This window comes from Caproicibacterium sp. XB2 (assembly GCF_044880635.1).
Taxonomy (GTDB): domain Bacteria; phylum Bacillota; class Clostridia; order Oscillospirales; family Acutalibacteraceae; genus Caproicibacterium; species Caproicibacterium lactatifermentans.
This window is the reverse complement of record NZ_CP173227.1, coordinates 63,641-81,858: the sequence shown is the minus strand read 5'-3', so window position 1 is coordinate 81,858 and position 18,218 is coordinate 63,641. Positions and strand designations below refer to the sequence as shown.

Sequence of the window (18,218 nt, the reverse complement as noted above, 5' to 3'; positions counted from 1 at the left end):
TTCTATCTTCCTGAATAAGGTCAGGCGTCTTTGGGGTTTACCATCTTATAGCCAAGTCCCCGAATCGTGACAAAGTATTGTTCGCCGACTTTCCTGCGGAGATTCAGCATATGCACATTAATGGAGCCAATCTCAAGGTTCATGGTCCCGCTCAATGCTGTTACAAGCTGTTCACGCTGAATAACGTGTCCGGCATTTTCCGCCATGTATTTCAGAATCTGATACTCCGTCAGAGTAAGATTGACCGGCTTTCCGTTGATAGTAACCGCATGGGCAGACGAATCAATCTGGAGGTCGCCGACACATATTTTTTCATCTTCCGGCTCGGACACAGCTGTACGCCGCAGGTGGGCATTGATACGGGCAAGAAGTTCGCGGATACCAAACGGTTTTGTCATATAGTCATCTGCCCCAACACCCAGGCCAATCACTTTATCGGTTTCCTCACTTTTCGCCGAAAGAATAATAATCGGCACCTTTTGCGTTAAGTGATTTTCCCGCAGTTTCCGGCAGGTTTCCAGTCCATCCATATCCGGCATCATGACATCCAGAAGGATTAAATCCGGTTTTTCCGCCCACGCTTTTTCAAGCGCCTCCTGTCCGGAATAGGCGCAGATCGGCTGATAGCCTTCTCTTTTTAGATTCATCCGAATCAGCTCAACGATATATTCTTCATCGTCCACAATCAATATCTTTTTTGCCAAGTACAAACACCAGCCTTGTTCCTTTACTTTTAATACAAACAGCATTTCCCCAAACAAAGCGTTTCTGTGAAATGCAAGTTTATTATACACCCCACTCGGATAAAAATAAACAAAAGCCCGTCTTACTTCCGCAGGAGGTCGATAATCTCCAGAATATCCTCTGCCCGATAATCCGTAAGGGCCGCTTTCCGTGCGTCACTGACACCGACCGCTGTCATGCCGCCCCGTTTGGCCGCTTCTATTCCGGCTGCCGCGTCCTCCACGACCAAACAGTTTTCCGGTCTTTCCCCAAGCTTTTCCGCCGCTTTTAAATAAACTTCCGGGTCAGGTTTCGCTCGTGTAATCTCGTTGCCGTCAACCACCGCATCAAATGATTCGCTCAGGCCAATTCTTTGAAGCGTCTGCTGTGCGTTTCGGCTGCTGGTCCCCACCGCCGTATGCACACCCATTGCCCGCAGTGCCTGCAACAGTTCTGGTACATGCGGCAAAAGATCCGCCGGCGTCAGCTGGTCAAGCAGCCCAAGATAATAGTCGTTTTTATAGGCCATCATTTCGGCAGCCTGCTCCTCGGAACAGGTGCGGTGCGCGCTTTCGAGGATTACATTTAGGGACGCCCTCCGGGAAATGCCGCGCAGCCGGTTGTTCAGCGTCCGGTCAAAAGGGATTCCCTCGCGGTCTGTTAAGTGTTTCCATGCCCGATACTGCAAATCATCTGTCCGTACCAAAACGCCGTCAAGGTCAAAAATGACTGCTTTCATGTTGTTTCCTCCAAAGTCATTGTGCTTTTTTGCAAAGGAAGAGCCTGCCTTATGAAAAAGACAGGCTCCAGCTTTTGAATCTGTATGATGTATTTTAATAATGGAAGGTCAGTAAAAAATGAATACGCAAAAAGTCTTTTGTTTCCGCTTCAGCAGATTTTTTCTGGTCCGTGAACTCTCGGGATTTCCTTTTTCAGGGCATGCACCATAATATGTGCAATAGCAAAGCCAACCACACCGCCGGCGATAAGTGCCAGATACCAGAGGCCTTTCGTCACGACAAATGGCACTCCAACACAAAGGGCCAGGCACAACAGGCTCCACGGCCAGCTTCTCAGTGCGTGCTGCGCTGCCTGCAGAATGGTTTCCTTAACGGTATTCCGGTAAAGCGCCGTCATTGGGAACGCATAGCAGCCAACAATAATAACCACAGCAAGCAGGCAGAGGATGGCAATCTCCAGCCCCCGGTAAGTTCCCGCACGCACAGCTAGCCGTGAATAGTACCAGGCATCCATACTGAGAACCAAGGAAACCGCAAGTTCCGTTATCCAAAGTCCCGTGGATTTCCGAAAGTTCTCTTTGAAAGCTGCAAAAAACGGTTTCACATATCCCTGGTATCTGCCATCCTTTTTCATCTTACGGAAAAGGACGGAATACATGGCGGTTGTCGCCGCCCCTGCTGTTACAATCGGAATTGTACACAAAAACCAGAGCGCACCTATTAGGCAGATTTCCGTCAGACTATCCCCTAGTTTCCATAGATTATCCGGGTCATTTGTCGCCGTCATTTGATTCATATTGTTCATAATCAATTACCCATCCCGAAGGTATTTCTTTCTGTTTTGAATCAGTCCGCTGCCAAAGACAGTCTTCCCCTTGCAATCAGGCGGCCGGTCTTCCGGCTAAAGAGCAGGACATTGCCGGTATCAATCGTAAACTTCATCTTCTGTCCAATCTGATAAAGCTTGCCGCCGAACATAACGGATGTCAGCAGATACTCCCCAATGCGGATACGAACCATCGTCTCCATACCAGTTGGCATGGCACTGTAAATTTCACAGTCCATGGGGCCTTCACTGTCGATGTTAATGAATTCGGGACGGACACCGACCACAAGGTCGTCATCCTGCGGCGGTTCCTTCTCCTCAAATCCTTCCAGTGTGTTGACTTTGGAAATATGGTACTGGAAAATGGAATCCTTGTTGCTCTTTTCAGTTTTGTGACGCTTGGCCGCGTCTTCCGCCTGTACCTTTACATCGGCGTCCGCCTGTTTGCACCATTCCCGAAGGTTCACCGGCTCCTCCGGCAGGAACTTTATCTTCCTGCCGTCAAATACCGTCAAATCAACGGAACCGTTCCCTTCCTGCACACCTTTGCCTTCAATGAAATTGATGGAGGGATTGCCGACAAAGTCGGCGATAAAGAGATTAGCCGGCCGTTTGTAAACTTCCAGCGGTGCGTCATACTGCTGCAGGACACCATTTTCAATCAGACAGATTTTTGTCGCCAGCGTCATAGCTTCCAGCTGGTCATGGGTGACATAGATGAACGTGGAACCGGTCTCGATATGTAAGCGCTGCAGTTCGGACCGCATCTCAATACGGAGCTTGGCGTCCAAATTGGAAAGCGGTTCGTCCATGAACAGGACCTTCGGCTTCGGGGCAAGGGTACGGGCAATCGCGACACGCTGCTGCTGGCCGCCGGAAAGTTCACTGGGGTAGCGGTCCATGAACATACCGATTTTAACAATGCGGGAAACGCGGCGCACCTGAAGGTCGATTTCTTCTTCCGTCAGCTTGCGTACCTGTGTTTGGACTTTTCCATCCTTGACGAGCTCAAACTTTTCGTTCAGTTCAAGCCCTTCCTTTTTATATTTGTTCTGAATTTCACCGATTTTGACGGTCAGTTTGCGGGCTTTTTCCTTTGCGGCGCTTTCACAGTCGGACGCATCCTGCAAACGATAGTCAATCAAAATCTTCGCTGTCTTTTCTGAAATGTCATACTGGTCTATCAGCCGAATGGAAGCCGCTTTTTTATCGAACTTTCCCTTTTTGTCCCGGCACTCTTCCAGTACTTTTTTTACCTCTTTTGCCTTCGGCAGAATGTGCAGCAGGCTGTCCGCCTGATGGGCCTCAAAGTCGATTTTGGGCATTTCCTCCTTGATATTAGAAAGGCCGAACGCGATGTTTTGGTAAACGGTCATATTCGGCCACAAGGCATAGTTTTGAAACAGGAAACCGACTTTGCGCTTATTGGCGGGGATATTGATGCCGCGCTCACTGTCAAAAACCGGCACACCGTCTATTGTAATCGAGCCACTGGTCGGCGTTTCCAAACCCGCAATCATGCGGAGTGTCGTTGTTTTGCCGCAGCCGGAGGGTCCCAGCAGTGTAACGAAGGCGTTGTCCTCGATAACCAAATTCAGGTTATCAACTGCATAAAACTTATCAAAACGTTTGGTTATATTTTCCAATACTATCTTTGGCATACTTCAGTTTCCTCCAATTCCCTTGTCGATGCTGGCCCCGGTCAGTTTGTTGACCACGGCGTTGCAGATGAGGATAGTAACAATCAAAATGAGATTGATGCCGCTTGAGAACGCGTACAGGCCCATCTCATCAAAATAATCGAGCAGAGTTGTCAGAATCTTCGTCTGCGAGCACAGGAGCATGAACAGGGTCAGTTCTCTCAGGGTGGACATAAACGGCAGCATATAGCCGCTGATAATAGACGACTTCTGGATTGGAATGATGATTTTAAACATTCGTTTGTGCCACGGAATGTTTTGAATCACAGCCGCCTCTTCGATTTCTCCGCTCAGCTGCAGCATAGAGTTGAGCGCACTGCGGCTGGCAAACGGAATGTATTTGACGGTACCTGCAATAATCAGCAGCAGATAAGTGTTATAGATGCCGATATTGGAGCCAAAAACATAGAATGCAACACCAACGGACAGTGCCGGCAGCAGGTACGGCAGGAAAGCCATGCTGTTGACGTAATTGGCCCATTTGCTGTGACGGTTTTTGCTGCAGGCATAGCCAACCAACGTGCCAATCGTACCGGCAAGCAGCGAGCAGCAGACCGCCACAAACAGAATGCCGAAGTAGGCGTTCCAAATGGTTGTGTTGTGCAGAATGCCACACTGACCGAACAGGCTGGAATCGGTGTTGGTCGATGTTGTCCACCACTTAAGCGTCAGGCTGGACCAGTTTCCCTTGGTCAAGAAGCTGTAGTCGCCCGGGTTCGGAAGAAACGTTTCGGTTGCGAAGGAGATAATCGGGTAAATGCTTGTAAAGAGTGTCAGGACAAGGAAGATAATCGCCGTTACATATTTGCCGTGCCGGCCGAGATTCACCCTGCTGATTTGCCCTGATTTGCCGGTGACGGTCGTGTAATTTTTTCGCCCGCTTGTCGCCGCAATGTTTAGGCTTAGTATCGCAATGCCGAATACCATCATGATGACTGCCAATATAGAAGCCTCGCCGGCCCTTGCCACACTCATTTCAACATATTTTGTTGCGAGTGTCGTATAGGTCAAGTAGTACGGGACCGGGAAGCTGCCCATCGCGCTGCTGAAAACCAAAAGGACTGTTGACAAAACCGCCGGCATAACCATGGGCAGTGTCACCCGGAAGAAAATCCGGCGTTTTGGCGTATTGAGAATGGTTGCCGCTTCCTCAAGGTTGGCGTCCATATTGCGGAAAATGCCGCCAATCAGGATGTAGGCAAACGGCGCATAGTGAATGGCCAAAACGGTAGCACTTGGGAACAGGCCCTTGCACCACCACAGCGGCATTTGTATACCGGTAAGGGCTACCAGCAAGCCGTTGGAGCCGCCCGTCACTGCCGAGCTGTAGAACAGATTTTTCCACACAACCGCCAGTGTCCACTGCGGCATGATGTACGGGAAAATGAAAATGGAACTTAATAATTTTTTGAATTTCATGTTCGTGCGGGTTACAAGGTAGGCAAAGATGCCTCCGTAAAGAACCGCACCGATACAGGTGAAAACTGCCAGCAGCAGTGTGTTTTTCAACGGCAGCAGCAGGTTTGCCTGGCTCAGGCGTCCCGTGAACAAATCCGCCCAGTTGTAAAGCGTGAAACCGGAAAGCAGGCCGGTGTTCGTTGAGTCAATCGAACCGGTGTGTACCATCACCGTATCGGCCACAATAGAAATAATTGGTCCAATCGTCGTAATAGAAAGAACAACGCCGAGAATCAGCAGCACGAGGTTCTGCGGTTTGGAAAGGTATGTCAGAACCTTATTCATGCGAATTTTAAATTTACTCGGCTTCTTTTCTGTAATTGCTTGCTCCATACTTCCCCCAAAGCCGTGTCACTAAAGTCCTCATGCGGCTTTATCATCTCGGATAATGTTTTTCAGAAAATCAGCCCTTGCTGCTGACAAAGGAATCAACCCAATCGCTCATCTGTGAGGATGTCTTTGCACAATAGGCTGGGTCCTCAACCACCAGGCGGCCGCCGTTATTGGAGGTCCACCAGCTAAATGGCTTATCATTCTTAACGGCAAAGGTATTCACACCATTCACATAACCATCCTTGGAGTGGTCCTGCATGATGCTCGGGTTGGAGCAGTAGCTGCCCATATCTTTGCCCCATGCCACATAACCGTCTTTATTGGTTGTCATGTAGGCAATAAAGGCGCAGGCTGTCCACGGAAGCGGAGATGTCTTCAGGACCTGGAGGTAATGTTTATAGGAAAATCCGCCGATACCATGGTATCCGTCCTGGTATACGGCAATGGTAACATTCTTTTTGGAAGAGGATGCGGATTCCTCAATGGAACGGAACTTGGAATTCACCAGAAGTGCACTCTGGTTAGCTGCCGACTTCGTAACCAGCTGTGTGCAGGTCGGGCCGTCATCGGTTTGCTTGTTGTACTGCTGGCACCAAAGTTTAATCCACGCGAGCGAATATTTGACGTTATCCCCTGTAAGGCCAAGCTTGGAGCCTTCACCTGCCATAGAGTTTACAATCGGCTGGAAATAGGCTTTCTTGTCCGCCGATAAAGAATCAAAAGCACTCTTCATCATGTCGGCATACTGACTGTCGGTCAGCATATACAGGAAGTTCTTGCCAACCGGCTCTGAGTTGACGCCCATAAACATTGGATGCTGGTCTTTGTAAACAAAATCCCAGCAGTTGTTGAATTTAGCTCCGCCGACATTATTAAAGGCAAAGACCTTTACCTGTGACTGCAATGCAAACGGGTGTCCATTTGTCTTTTCATCTGCTCCGTTCGCCGCCAGCCAGTCTTTCGGAATAAAGTTTTTAAGGTAGCCGGTATTGAGCATCTTGGACTGAATCTGGTTGCCGTCCTGAATCAGTGTCATAGAGTAGGTATGCTGTGCACTGGCAATATCGGACGTCAAAAGGGTAAAAATAGAGTTGTTTTTCGGCTGGGACCATTCAACCTTGCCGTCATAGGACGAATCAATCGTTTTCAGCATTTTGACGAAGTTTGTACCGGCCGTTGCGCCGCGGCTGGAGTTGCCAATACCATACATGGTCTTTCCTTTGGACTCTTCAATAGCCTTCTTGTACAATTCCTGGTTAGTCATTTTTTCCGCTTCGGCAATGACCTTATCCACATTGGTCTGGGAAGAGGCCGCCGCCTGATTTCTCGGGCTTGCGCTGCCGCAGGCCGTGAAGGAAACGCCAATCATGGCCGCTGCAAGAACGGATGCAATCACTCTTTTCATACAACAAATCCACCTTTCAAATTATCGGTCCATTTCCCGCCCCACTGGCAGGTTTTTTATGAAACCGAATGCAGACAAAACGCCTTCGTTCATTTTCTTGCGGAATCGCCTCGTTTCTTAATAATAGATTAGCGTTTGGTTAATTCTTCATTATAATATCATTAACATTTTACTTTGTCAATGATATTGTTATCATAAAATAAATATTTTTGTTTATTTTGTTAATAAAAGTGAGACTTCCTCTCTTCGCTTCACGAAAAAAGAAAAAGCGACACGATTCAAGGGGAAATCCTTAAATCATGTCGTTTCTTTTGGTACATATATAACAGAGTAGGAAATACAAAAAAAGCCGCACAGTCAATGACGAAGCATTAACTGTGCGGCTTTCGCTTTGGTGCGCCCGCGGGGATTCGAACCCAGGACCTTCTGATTCGTAGTCAGACACTCTATCCAGCTGAGCTACGAGCGCATATCCGCTGCCTCTCTTATAAAAGACAGCTTCATTATTATAGGGGATGTCAAGCCAAAAGTCAAGTCTTTTTTTGTATTTTTTTCAAAAAGTCCATCAATTCGTCTTTCATCTCCGGCTCTTGTTCGATATTTTCCATAATTTTATCTTTAATAGACTCCAGCGCTTCTTCCGGTGTTTCCGGCTTTCCCAGTGGAAACGGTCCGGAGGGAGAAGGTCTCTTCTGCCGTACCAGCGCCGTCACGCTCAGGGGATGCAAATGGATGCCGCTGTTGCGGTCCGGCGCCTCACCGAAAACAGGTTCCGCCGTGCGCCACTCGTCCGGCAAATACAATGCATACGGATTCTCTCCCGCATTCAGTGCCACCAAAATGGCATCAATCGAATCTTCCCTCACATACACCAGTGTATGGTCATCTGCTTTCAGCGGCGTAAAGGTTCCCTCTTTTAGGCAGGACAGCAGCCGACGCAGCTTTCCCAGTTTCCGGTACCACGACAGCAGCTCTTCGTTTTCGTGGCCCCATGGGAATGTACCGCGGTTGAACGGGTCTTTGTAGCCCTCCATGCCGACTTCATCGCCGTAGTAGATGCACGGCACGCCTGGCAGCGTAAACTGCATAACTGCTGCCATCTTCAAACGCTTTAGTCCAAGTTCCCGCTGTTCCGGCGTCAGCTTCTGTTGTGCCTGCCACGCCCGGCCGTGGTCACCGGTCGGTTCTCCGCCCAGCACGGTCAACGCACGTTCTGTATCATGGGTACCAATGTGGTTCATCAACAGCCGAACAACCTGCGGCGGATAATTCTCCAGTACATTCATAATAATTTCCAGCATCTTTGCTGGGTCATGTCCCAGCAGATAGCCCAGAATGGCATTGCGGAATGGATAGTTCATCACGCTGTCCAGCTGGTCACCAAGCAGATAACGGCGGCGTTTGCCGTAGGCGGATTTGGTGCTAGCGTCCTCCCAGACTTCCCCCAAGACCAACGCATCCGGATTTTCCATCTTTGCTGCTGTACGCAGATTGTCCAAAAAGGTGTCCGGCAGCTCATCGGCCACATCCAGCCGCCAACCGGAGGCACCCGCAGCAATCCAGTGCCGCACAATGCCTTTGCTTCCATTGATGTATTGGTCATACTCCGGATTTGTCTCTATAACGTCCGGCAGTGTTTTAAAATTCCACCAGCACTCATAATCGTCCGGCCAGCTGCAGAAATTGTACCAAGATGAATAGGGGGAATTCTGGCTGTTGTAGGCACCCTGTGTCGGATAGCGGCCTTCTCGGTTAAAATAGACGCTGTCGCTGCCGGTATGGTTAAAAACGCCATCCAGCAAGACATGGATACCTCTCTTTTTTGCCTCGGTGCACAGCAATCTGAAATCCTCTTCATTGCCAAGCAGCGGGTCAATTTTTTCATAGCTTGCCGTGTTGTACCTGTGATTGGAGTGCGCCTCAAAAATAGGGTTCAGGTACAGGCATGTGACGCCCAAACTTTTTAAGTAGTCCAGCTTCTCCATAATGCCGGCGAGGTCCCCACCAAAATAATCAGAATTGGTTACTTCCCCCCGACTGTTCGGCTTCCATTCCGGCTCTTCTTCCCAGCTGCCGTGCAGGGTGCGGTCCGCCGGCACGCCTGTTTTCGGTTTTCCAGAACGGAAAAAACGGTCTGGAAACACCTGATACATCACGCCGCCCACCAGCCACTCCGGTGTATGAAAAGAACGTTCATACACGGTCAGCTGCCAGTCATCCTTTGCTTCCGGGGACATGGTATCCGTTCCGCCAAAGGCACGGTGCATCTGCATAACACCGCGCCATGTTGTCACCTCAAAATGGTAAAAATACAAGCCTGGCCGCTGTGCGGCAAAGTGGCATTCCCACCACTCGTGGTTGTCGCCGTTCATGCCGCACCAGAACATATCCAACTTCTGGGTTTCTCCGGTACTGTCCTCCCGTACCAGCAGACGGGCAGCACTGCAGTGCAGGTCACGCGGCATATCAATTTTAAAATGAACAGGTAGGCAGTTCGCCACCGCACCTGTCGGATAGCGAAAAGCCGGATTGCGTGAATTGAACATACTTCGTTCTACTCCTTTAAGTCCTTTAAGAAAAGAACTGACCAGAATCTCTACCGTAGTTTATTTGGTGGCAAAAGCATCAGTACCGGGTGCCGTACTGCTCGGCACAGGCTTGCAGTGCCAGATGTTGTCCGCATATTCGCGGATAGCACGGTCCGCGGCAAAGCGGCCGGCGTTTGCGATATTGATAAGGCACATCCGCTGCCATGTTTCTGGATTGCGGTACAGCTTGACAGCGCGCCCCTGTGCCTTCTGATAGCTGTCAAAGTCGGCCAGCACCATATATGGGTCATTTGTCGTCAGGGAATGGACAATATCACCGAACTCAACGCCGTTCACACCGCCGCGCATATAATCAATGGCACAGTGCACGGCCGGATTGTTATAATAAATCTGTTCCGGATGATAGCCATCTTTGCGCAGGATTTCCACTTCCGGCGTCGTCATGCCAAAGAGAAGCATATTGTCGTCACCCACCGAGTCGTGAATCTCCACATTGGCACCGTCCAGCGTGCCCAGTGTTACCGCACCGTTAATCATAAACTTCATATTGCTGGTACCGGAAGCTTCTGTGCCCGCAAGGGAAATCTGTTCACTGATATCCGCGGCCGGAATCAGCAGCTCGGCCAGTGTCACACGGTAATCTTCAATATAAATAACCTTCATCTTCTGGTTGACCGCAGGGTCGTTGTTAATGAGCTGTCCCAGTTTATAGATGAAGCGAATCATCTGTTTTGCAAAGTAATAGCCGGGAGCCGCTTTGGCGCCAAATATGTAGGTATGCGGCACAAAGTCGGCGTTCGGGTTGTCTTTCAGCCACAGATACGTTGCCAGAATATTCAGTGCGTTCAGGTGCTGCCGCTTATATTCATGCATGCGCTTAACCTGTACATCAAAGATAGAATCCGGGTCCACCGTCACATTGTTTTCTTTCTTGATATAGGCAGCCAGCCGCTCCTTGTTGTGGTGCTTAATTTCGGCCAGTTCTTTCAGGACCGCCTTGTCGTCCTTAAACGCTTCCAGCTTTTTGAGTTGAGAGGCGTCATAAATATAACCTCTGCCTATCTTTTGAGTCAGCAGGTTCGCCAGTTCCGGGTTGGACTGGTTTAGCCACCGACGGTGCGCAATGCCGTTGGTGACATTGGTAAACTTTTCTGGCATTTCTGTATAAAAGTCATTAAAAACGGTCTTCTTCAAAATATCACTGTGCAGGGCCGAAACGCCGTTGACGCTGTGGCTGCCCACTACAGCTAGATTTGCCATCTTGACATAGCCGTCATTCAGCGGTGCCATGCGGCCGACTTTATAGCCGTCCACGCCTATATCATGCATCTGCTGACAGAAGCGGCGGTTAATTTCCTCCACAATCTGATAAATACGCGGCAGCTGCATTTTAAATAGTTCCTGACTCCAGCACTCCAGCGCTTCCTTCATAACCGTATGGTTTGTATAAGCAACAGTACGGGTAGTGATGTCCCATGCGTGATCCCAGTCATATCCGCACTCGTCCAGCATAATGCGCATCAGTTCCGGAATAGCCAGCACCGGATGTGTGTCATTCAGGTGGATTGCCACCGTGTCCGGCAGGTTATCCAGTGTCGCATACTGGAACAAATGCGTGCGGATAATATCCTGAATGGAAGCGGACACCAGAAAATACTGCTGCGTCAGGCGCAGACTTTTTCCCTCTGGGTGATTGTCCTCGGGGTACAGCACTTTGGTGATGGATTCAGCCATGGCGTTCTGCTCCATCGCGCGCATATAGTTGCCGGAATTAAACAGCCCCATGTCGAAGCTTTCTCCCTTGCTTTTCCACAGACGCAGGCGGGAAACGCCCTTGCCATCCATGCCGGCAATATACATATCGCAGGGGACTGCCATAATCGTTGTATAATCTTTATGAATGCACTCATGGTAGTTGTTGTGCCAGCGTTCTTCCACATGGCCGCGGAAGTGCACCTCCACCGCCTTTTCCGGAATCTCATGCATCCAGATGCGTCCGCCGGGCAGCCAAAAGTCCGGAAGCTCTGTCTGCCAGCCATCCACCAGTTTTTGGCGGAAAATGCCGTACTCATAGCACAAACTGTAGCCCATAGCAGGGTAACGCTGAGTTGCCAGCGCATCCATAAAGCACGCGGCCAAACGACCCAGACCGCCGTTTCCCAAACCGGCATCTGGCTCACAGTCATATAGGGAATCCAGCTTTACGCCCATTTGACGCAGAGCCTCCCGAAAATCGTTTTCCACACCGAGGTTAAAAAGCGTGTTTTTCAGGCTGCGTCCCAGCAGGAATTCCATGCATAGATAGTAAACTTGTTTGGTCTTTGTTTTCTCGGCTTCCGCCATAAACTCACTGCACCCTTGCTCCATCATCTCACGAGCAATTAGCGCTACTGATTTATAAATCTGGTCGTTGGTTGCATTCTCCAGACCGACACCATAGCCGTGTTCCAGCTTCGCCAAAATCTGTTTTTCTATCTGTGGGACCGAATGCTTATACTCCATGAGCGAATTCCTCCGTTTCAGGCAGGGCACACTTTTTGTTTTTTCTGACTGGACCGTTATGAAAATATTTGATTTATATTATATGCCAAAATACACAGCTTTTCAATGACTACATATGATTTTCCCTTTTTCCGCCAAAATTCATGAAATACGGTGAAATCATGCGGTTTTTCCGTGTTTTTTACACGTTCTTGTGACAGAACCGCTATGTAGAAATATGGGCGTATTATTGTGTATTTTGTACAAAACTGCGTTTTTTAGGCGACAGCGTTCCGGGTAAAAAGATACTGCCTCTAAATTTGCCGAAAATGCTTTCTTCCAGACGGAAAATAGGGTATAATAAAATAGATATTTTAGAAAGAGAGGTCTGCCAAATGAGTAAACACAGTGTCCGCCTGACCATATGCGGTACAGAATGTGCGGTTGGCACAGAAAACAATGAAGCCTATGTCCGTTCTCTTGCGGCAGAAGTACAAACCTGTATGCTGCAGCTTTCCCGTCAAAGCGTGCGCGCCTCCGGGACAGTCACCGCCATTGTTGCGGCACTTTCTTTCTGTGACGATTATCATAAAGAAAAAGAGGCAGCAGAAGCTCTGCGCCAGCAGATGCAGCGCTGTCTTGCCGATACTGCCAAAGCAAACCAGCAGGCCCGTGAGGCCCAGCAGGAAGCCAACCGTCTGCGGCAGGAGACCGCCTGTCTGCGCGCACGCTTGGGGCAGGAGGAGCCTGACCCCTCTGCCCGCACCGCCCAGCAGGCCCCTGTGGAGCGTGAAACCTCCGGTGTGTTCTCGCGCCCGCAGCCGAAGACGGAAAAAAGCGGTGCGGATTTTTTAAGCCTTTTTGAGGATAAACATGAAAAAAATAATGAAACCTGAAGTTTTGGCGCCTGCCGGCAGCCCGGAAGCCCTGACTGCTGCTGTGCGTGCCGGTGCGGATGCCGTATATTTGGGTGCCAGCTCTTTTTCCGCCAGAGCCGGTGCCCACAATTTTTCCAAAGAAGAACTGAAGCAGGCAGTTGCCTACTGTCATGGACGCGGAGTGCGGGTACATTTGGCCGTAAACATTCTGCTGCATGAAGCGGAACTGCCCGCCGCGCTGGAACTGGTGCAGTACGCCTGCTCCCTGCCGGTAGATGCGGTTCTGGTACAGGACCCCGGCCTGCTGTACCTGCTGCGCCGGTGCTGCCCGGACCTTCCGCTGCACGCCAGCACACAGATGAGCATTCACACGCCCGCCGGTGTGCGGGCCTGCCAAACCGCCGGTTTTTCGCGTGTCGTACTGTCGCGGGAACTGAGCCTTACGGAAATAAAGCAGATACACCGCGCCTGTCCTAATGTGGAATTGGAATCTTTCGTTCATGGTGCCCTGTGCATGAGTGTTTCGGGACAGTGCTGGTTCAGCGCCGTGCTGGGCCGCAGAAGCGGAAACCGCGGACAGTGCGCCCAACCCTGCCGACTGCCGTTTGCGGCGCCGGGCGGCACCGGCCATGACCTGTCCCTCAAGGACCTTTCTATGATTCCGCGCCTGCAGGAACTGCGGGATGCCGGAATTGACTCCTTCAAAATTGAAGGCCGCATGAAGCGGCCCGAATATGTAGCAGCGGCCACACACGCCGGTCGGCTTGCCGCGGACGGACAGCCGCTTCCCCCGCAGCTGCTGCGGGACCTGCACCATGTCTTTTCCCGCTCCGGCTTTACAACGGGTTATCCGGACGGAAAACGCGGCCGCACCATGTTCGGCACACGCAGCAAAGAGGACTCTTCCGATACATCGGAAGCCTGCGCTCATCTGCGCGGGCTGTACCGCCGGGAATTTTCCCATATCCCGGTTTCCTTTGTTCTGACCATACAGGAAGGAAAGCCGGTACAGCTGCAGGTACGCGATGAAGCGGGCCATACGGCCGCCGCAGAAAGCCCTGTACTGCCGCAGCCAGCACGCACACGCCCGCTGACAAATGCTTTCTGTACAGAACATCTGCAAAAAACCGGCAGCACCCCGTTTCTGGCCGCAAATGTACAGTGCCGTATTGGGGACAGCCTCTCTGTGCCGGTATCCGTGCTGAACCACCTGCGGCGGGACGTGCTGGAACAGCTGCTGGAGCAGCGCAGCCAGCACTCGCCCATTCCGTTCACTGCGGTCCCACTTTCCACGGAACCGCACCGGGCGGCGGCGTTCACGCTGCGTGCCCGTTTTCCGGACGGACAGGTGCCTGATGAAGCGGCTGTATGCGAAAGCATTTTGGTTCCCTACAGCCTGCCTCTTTCCGCCCTGAAAGAACTGCGGCGGCGCGGCTTTTCCGTTTGGCTGGAACTGCCCCGCGGAATGTTCGGCACAGAGGAATCCGTGCGCCGCTCGCTGCAGGAAACCGCCGAAGAAGGGTTTCGGGACGTATGGACCGGCACCCTTAACAGCGTCGGCCTTGCGCGGGAACTGGGCCTTACCCCGCACGGCGGTTTTTCGCTGAATGTGACAAATTCTGCTGCCCTTCGTTGGTATACTGAATTTGGTCTGACTGATACGGAATTAAGCTTTGAATTAACGCTTCAGCAGGCAGCGGCTCTGGGCGGCAGTCTGCCGCGCGGGCTGCTGGTATACGGCCGCCTGCCGCTGATGCTGACACGCAATTGTCCAATTGCAAACGGCGGCGGCTGCCGCCACTGCAGAACAGCACAGTCCCTGACAGACCGCATGGGTATGCAGTTCCCGGTGCAGTGCTTTGGTGGATGCAGTGATGTGCTGAACAGTGTCCCGCTGTCTCTTTTGGGCCGGCTGAGCACGCTTTCCAATATGGACTTTGGCGTTCTGCGCTTTACGACAGAAACGCTGCCGGGACGTGCCAAAATTCTCCGAATGGCAGCGGCCGACCAGTCCATTGGCGGCAGCATAACACGCGGACTGTACGACAGAGGTATTCTATGACAATATTGATTAAAAAAATGCGCACGGAGGCCATTCTTCCCGTGCGTGCAACAGTGGGTTCCGCCGGACTGGATTTATGTGCCTGCTTGCAAAAGCCGCTGACCATTGCGCCAGGCGACCTCGTACAGGTACCCACCGGCATTGCCGCAGCACTGCCGGAAGGCACCGTCGGCCTTTTGTGCGGACGCAGCGGACTGGGTGTAAAGCACGGCATCACCCTCAGCAACTGCGTGGGTGTGATAGACAGTGACTACCGCGGGGAGCTGGCAGTCGGCCTGTGCAACGTGGGGGACAAGCCCTACACGCTGCGCCCGGGTGAGCGTTTCGCGCAGCTTCTGGTCCTTCCGGCACTGACACCGGCCCTGCAGGAAGTGCAGGACCTGCCGCCGACGCAGCGCGGAACCAGCGGCTTTGGTTCCACAGGGAAATAAACCGCCGCTGTTTCAGCCGCTTCTTTTGTTTACATAATTTTTGGCGGCGGTTGAGAAGTTCCCTTCTGAGATGTATAATGAAAAGAATCCACGTGCGCATTCTGCGCCGAAAGGGGTAATTGACAGATATGGCGAAAGAACTCGGCATTGACCTTGGCACAGCGAACACGCTGGCATATATGAAAGGAAAAGGCATCCTCATGCGCGAGCCGTCTGTGGTGGCGGTAGATGTGCGTACAGACGCCGTGGTAGAAGTTGGCAGCAAGGCAAAGGACATGATTGGCCGTACACCTGGTTCCATCGTGGCCGTCAGCCCGCTGAAAGACGGTGTAATTTCCGATTTTGATATTACTGCAACCATGCTTAAGCATTTTATTAAAATGGCCGCAAAGACCGGCCGTTTTTCCCGGGCGAATGTCGTTGTATGCATTCCATCCGGCGTTACCGAGGTGGAACGGCAGGCTGTCGCGGACGCAATCGACAAAGCCGGCGCGCATGTGCTGGACTTTTTACCGGAACCGAAAGCGGCGGCAATGGGTGCCGGCCTGCCTGTAGAGGACCCAGTCGGTTCCATGGTACTGGATATCGGCGGTGGTACCAGCGAAGTGGCCGTCATCTCGCTGGGCGATATTGTTGCCTATGAAAGTGTAAGGGTAGCTGGAAATAAATTTGACGATGCAATTATTCAGTATATCCGCAAGAAATATGACCTGCTCATTGGCCAGCAGACCGCTGAAGAGATTAAAAAACAGATTGGTTCTGCCTATCCGACAGACGAAACGACCAATGCTGCCCTGCAGGTAAAGGGCCGCAGCTTGGTGGACGGCCTCGCCAAAAATATTACTGTCACGGCCGAAGAGATACGGGAAGCACTTTCCGATTCTCTGCAGCTGATCGTGGAGGCCGTTCACGCAACGCTGGAAAAAACGCCACCGGAGCTGTGCGCCGACATTATCGACCATGGCATTACCATTACCGGCGGCGGCGCGCTGCTGCACGGCATTGCGCCTCTTCTGCATCAGGAAACCGGTATGCCCGTGCGGGTAGCGGAAAATCCGCTGGACTGCGTCGTCACCGGCGCCGGCAAATACCTGGAGCTCCACACGCACAGCCGTTCCAGCGAGCGGCCGGCTGAAAAGCCTGCCGAAAAGCCAGAAGAATAAAACCGGTACTGCCGAAATACCGGACGAAGGAGGCTTTTCGTGAACCGGTTCTTTCAGTCTAATCAATTCAGGGGCCTGATTGTTGTGCTGTTCCTGCTTTCCAGCCTGACACTGTACACCAGCACCGCTGGCCCGGGTGCACTGGGTGACCTGCTGAACAGCGCCGCCATGCCCATGCAAAAAGTGCTTTCCACCGCGACCGGCAAAGCGGCCACCGGCGCCGAAACCATCACCAAAAGCAAAGAAGAACTGCTGGCGGAAAACAAAAGCCTGCAGCAGCAGGTAAATACCCTCAATCAGAAATTGACCAACTACTATACTGCCCTGCAGCAAAACGAACAGTACAAGCAGTTCCTGGGCATTAAAAATCAGCACAAAGATTATCAGCTGTTATCGGCTACCATCATTGCGCGTGACCCGAACTCTGTTTCCGGCAGCTTTACCATTGACCAAGGCTCTACTTCCGGTATTACCAAGGACTGTCCGGTTATCACTTCGGCCGGCGTGGTCGGCTGGATAAGTGAAGTGAGTCCCCTGTCAGCTAAAGTGACGACAATTTTCGACACCAGTGCACAGTTTGGTGTGCGGGACACCGCAAATCGGGATACCGGTGTATTTGCCAATGATTTAAAGTTGGCGGATAAGGGCCTGACAAAAATGGAGTATCTGGCTACCGGAACGACCGTAAAGGCTGGGGACCAGATTGTAACCAGCGGCCTTGCGGTAGAAAACGGCTTCGGCGGCAAATTCCCGCGCGGGCTGCCGGTAGGCACGGTTTCCGCCGTAAAGAGCAGTCCCTACGATGTTTCTCTGTATGCGGAAATAAAGCCATATGTCACCCCGGGCAAAATTCGTGATGTGATGGTCATTACTGACTTTGCCGGAAAAGCGGAGGCTGCCAAGGCCGCGTCGAGCCAGAGCAGCAGTTCCTCCTTAAGCGGGGCCTCCAAATGAAGCGGGGCAAGCGTATACGCTTTCTGGCGTATTTTCTGGAAATTTTGCTGTTCTTCATTTTACAGCAGGCACCGGACCTGTTGCCGGTTATTCACTACGCACGGCCGCTGCTGCTGATTCCAACTGCCGTGACCATTGCGCTGTTTGAACCGCAGGTGGCCTCCACCGCTTTCGGCCTTTTCTGCGGACTGCTCATCGACGCGGGCACAAACGGCGGCGTACTGGGTATGCACGCCATCATTTTAACGGTCATTTGTTTTGTGGTCAGCTACCTTGCGCATGACTTACTGCAAATCAATGCTCTGACCGCTTTTCTTGTCTGCGGTATTGCCGCGGCTATCACCATTATACTGCAGTGGCTGTTGTTCTACGTTTCGCTCGGTTATGCGGACCCAGCCTACGCACTGGTGGAACACTACCTGCCGCGGTTCCTGTACACCATTGCTTTGGGTCTGCCCATTTATGCGCTGAACCGCACAATTGCACTGCGCATATAAAAAATCTCTTCCCGTACA

The 18,218-nt window shown here is 51.6% G+C and carries 14 protein-coding genes and 1 tRNA gene; 6 read left to right on the top strand and 9 right to left on the bottom strand.

Features of this window, described 5'->3' with window-relative positions; all coding sequences use genetic code 11:
• Positions 1–20: 20 nt before the first annotated feature.
• The 9 genes from ACIHKT_RS00340 to ACIHKT_RS00300 all read right to left on the bottom strand — a co-directional run bounded on the left by ACIHKT_RS00340 (position 21) and on the right by ACIHKT_RS00300 (position 12,236).
• Entirely contained in the window at positions 21–704 is a 684-nt protein-coding gene (locus ACIHKT_RS00340) for a response regulator transcription factor (RefSeq protein WP_236849694.1), read from the bottom strand.
• A 122-nt stretch (positions 705–826) separates the two neighbouring features.
• Positions 827–1,462, bottom strand: a complete 636-nt coding sequence (gene pgmB, locus ACIHKT_RS00335) for a beta-phosphoglucomutase (RefSeq protein WP_086034877.1) — start codon at positions 1,460–1,462, stop codon at positions 827–829.
• Positions 1,463–1,611: 149 nt separating this feature from the next.
• A complete protein-coding gene (locus tag ACIHKT_RS00330; protein ID WP_086034876.1) occupies positions 1,612–2,268 on the bottom strand; it encodes a YesL family protein in 657 nt (218 codons plus the stop codon).
• A 41-nt stretch (positions 2,269–2,309) separates the two neighbouring features.
• Positions 2,310–3,950: an ABC transporter ATP-binding protein gene (locus ACIHKT_RS00325; protein ID WP_086034875.1), complete on the bottom strand. Its 1,641-nt coding sequence runs from the start codon at positions 3,948–3,950 to the stop codon at positions 2,310–2,312.
• 3 nt (positions 3,951–3,953) lie between these two features.
• Positions 3,954–5,780 carry an iron ABC transporter permease gene (locus tag ACIHKT_RS00320; RefSeq protein WP_086034874.1) on the bottom strand — a complete coding sequence of 609 codons (1,827 nt, stop codon included), beginning with the start codon at positions 5,778–5,780 and terminating at the stop codon, positions 3,954–3,956.
• Between the two features lie 70 nt (positions 5,781–5,850).
• On the bottom strand, positions 5,851–7,185 hold the full coding sequence (locus tag ACIHKT_RS00315; protein ID WP_086034873.1) for a hypothetical protein: 1,335 nt from the start codon (positions 7,183–7,185) through the stop codon (positions 5,851–5,853).
• Positions 7,186–7,577: 392 nt separating this feature from the next.
• Positions 7,578–7,654 (bottom strand) — tRNA-Arg (locus ACIHKT_RS00310).
• A 61-nt stretch (positions 7,655–7,715) separates the two neighbouring features.
• Positions 7,716–9,731, bottom strand: coding sequence for a glycoside hydrolase family 13 protein (locus ACIHKT_RS00305; protein ID WP_404352498.1), 2,016 nt, complete (start codon positions 9,729–9,731; stop codon positions 7,716–7,718).
• Positions 9,732–9,791: 60 nt separating this feature from the next.
• Positions 9,792–12,236, bottom strand: a complete 2,445-nt coding sequence (locus ACIHKT_RS00300) for a glycogen/starch/alpha-glucan phosphorylase (RefSeq protein ID WP_086034871.1) — start codon at positions 12,234–12,236, stop codon at positions 9,792–9,794.
• Positions 12,237–12,610: 374 nt separating this feature from the next.
• Between ACIHKT_RS00300 and ACIHKT_RS00295 the strand changes: the two genes are divergently transcribed.
• From ACIHKT_RS00295 to mreD, 6 genes are all read left to right on the top strand, one after another.
• Positions 12,611–13,111 carry a cell division protein ZapA gene (locus tag ACIHKT_RS00295; protein WP_157658871.1) on the top strand — a complete coding sequence of 167 codons (501 nt, stop codon included), beginning with the start codon at positions 12,611–12,613 and terminating at the stop codon, positions 13,109–13,111.
• Positions 13,089–15,155 (top strand): U32 family peptidase, encoded by a 2,067-nt coding sequence (locus ACIHKT_RS00290; RefSeq protein WP_086034869.1) that lies wholly within the window; start codon positions 13,089–13,091, stop codon positions 15,153–15,155. Before ACIHKT_RS00295 ends, ACIHKT_RS00290 begins: the two co-directional genes overlap by 23 nt.
• Entirely contained in the window at positions 15,152–15,586 is a 435-nt protein-coding gene (gene dut, locus ACIHKT_RS00285) for a dUTP diphosphatase (protein ID WP_086034868.1), read from the top strand. Before ACIHKT_RS00290 ends, dut begins: the two co-directional genes overlap by 4 nt.
• A 128-nt stretch (positions 15,587–15,714) precedes the next feature.
• Complete coding sequence (locus tag ACIHKT_RS00280) at positions 15,715–16,749, top strand: rod shape-determining protein (protein ID WP_404352495.1); 1,035 nt, start codon at positions 15,715–15,717, stop codon at positions 16,747–16,749.
• A gap of 39 nt (positions 16,750–16,788) precedes the next feature.
• Entirely contained in the window at positions 16,789–17,703 is a 915-nt protein-coding gene (gene mreC / locus ACIHKT_RS00275) for a rod shape-determining protein MreC (protein ID WP_086034866.1), read from the top strand.
• A complete protein-coding gene (gene mreD / locus ACIHKT_RS00270; protein ID WP_086034865.1) occupies positions 17,700–18,200 on the top strand; it encodes a rod shape-determining protein MreD in 501 nt (166 codons plus the stop codon). Before mreC ends, mreD begins: the two co-directional genes overlap by 4 nt.
• The last annotated feature ends 18 nt before the right edge of the window (positions 18,201–18,218 follow it).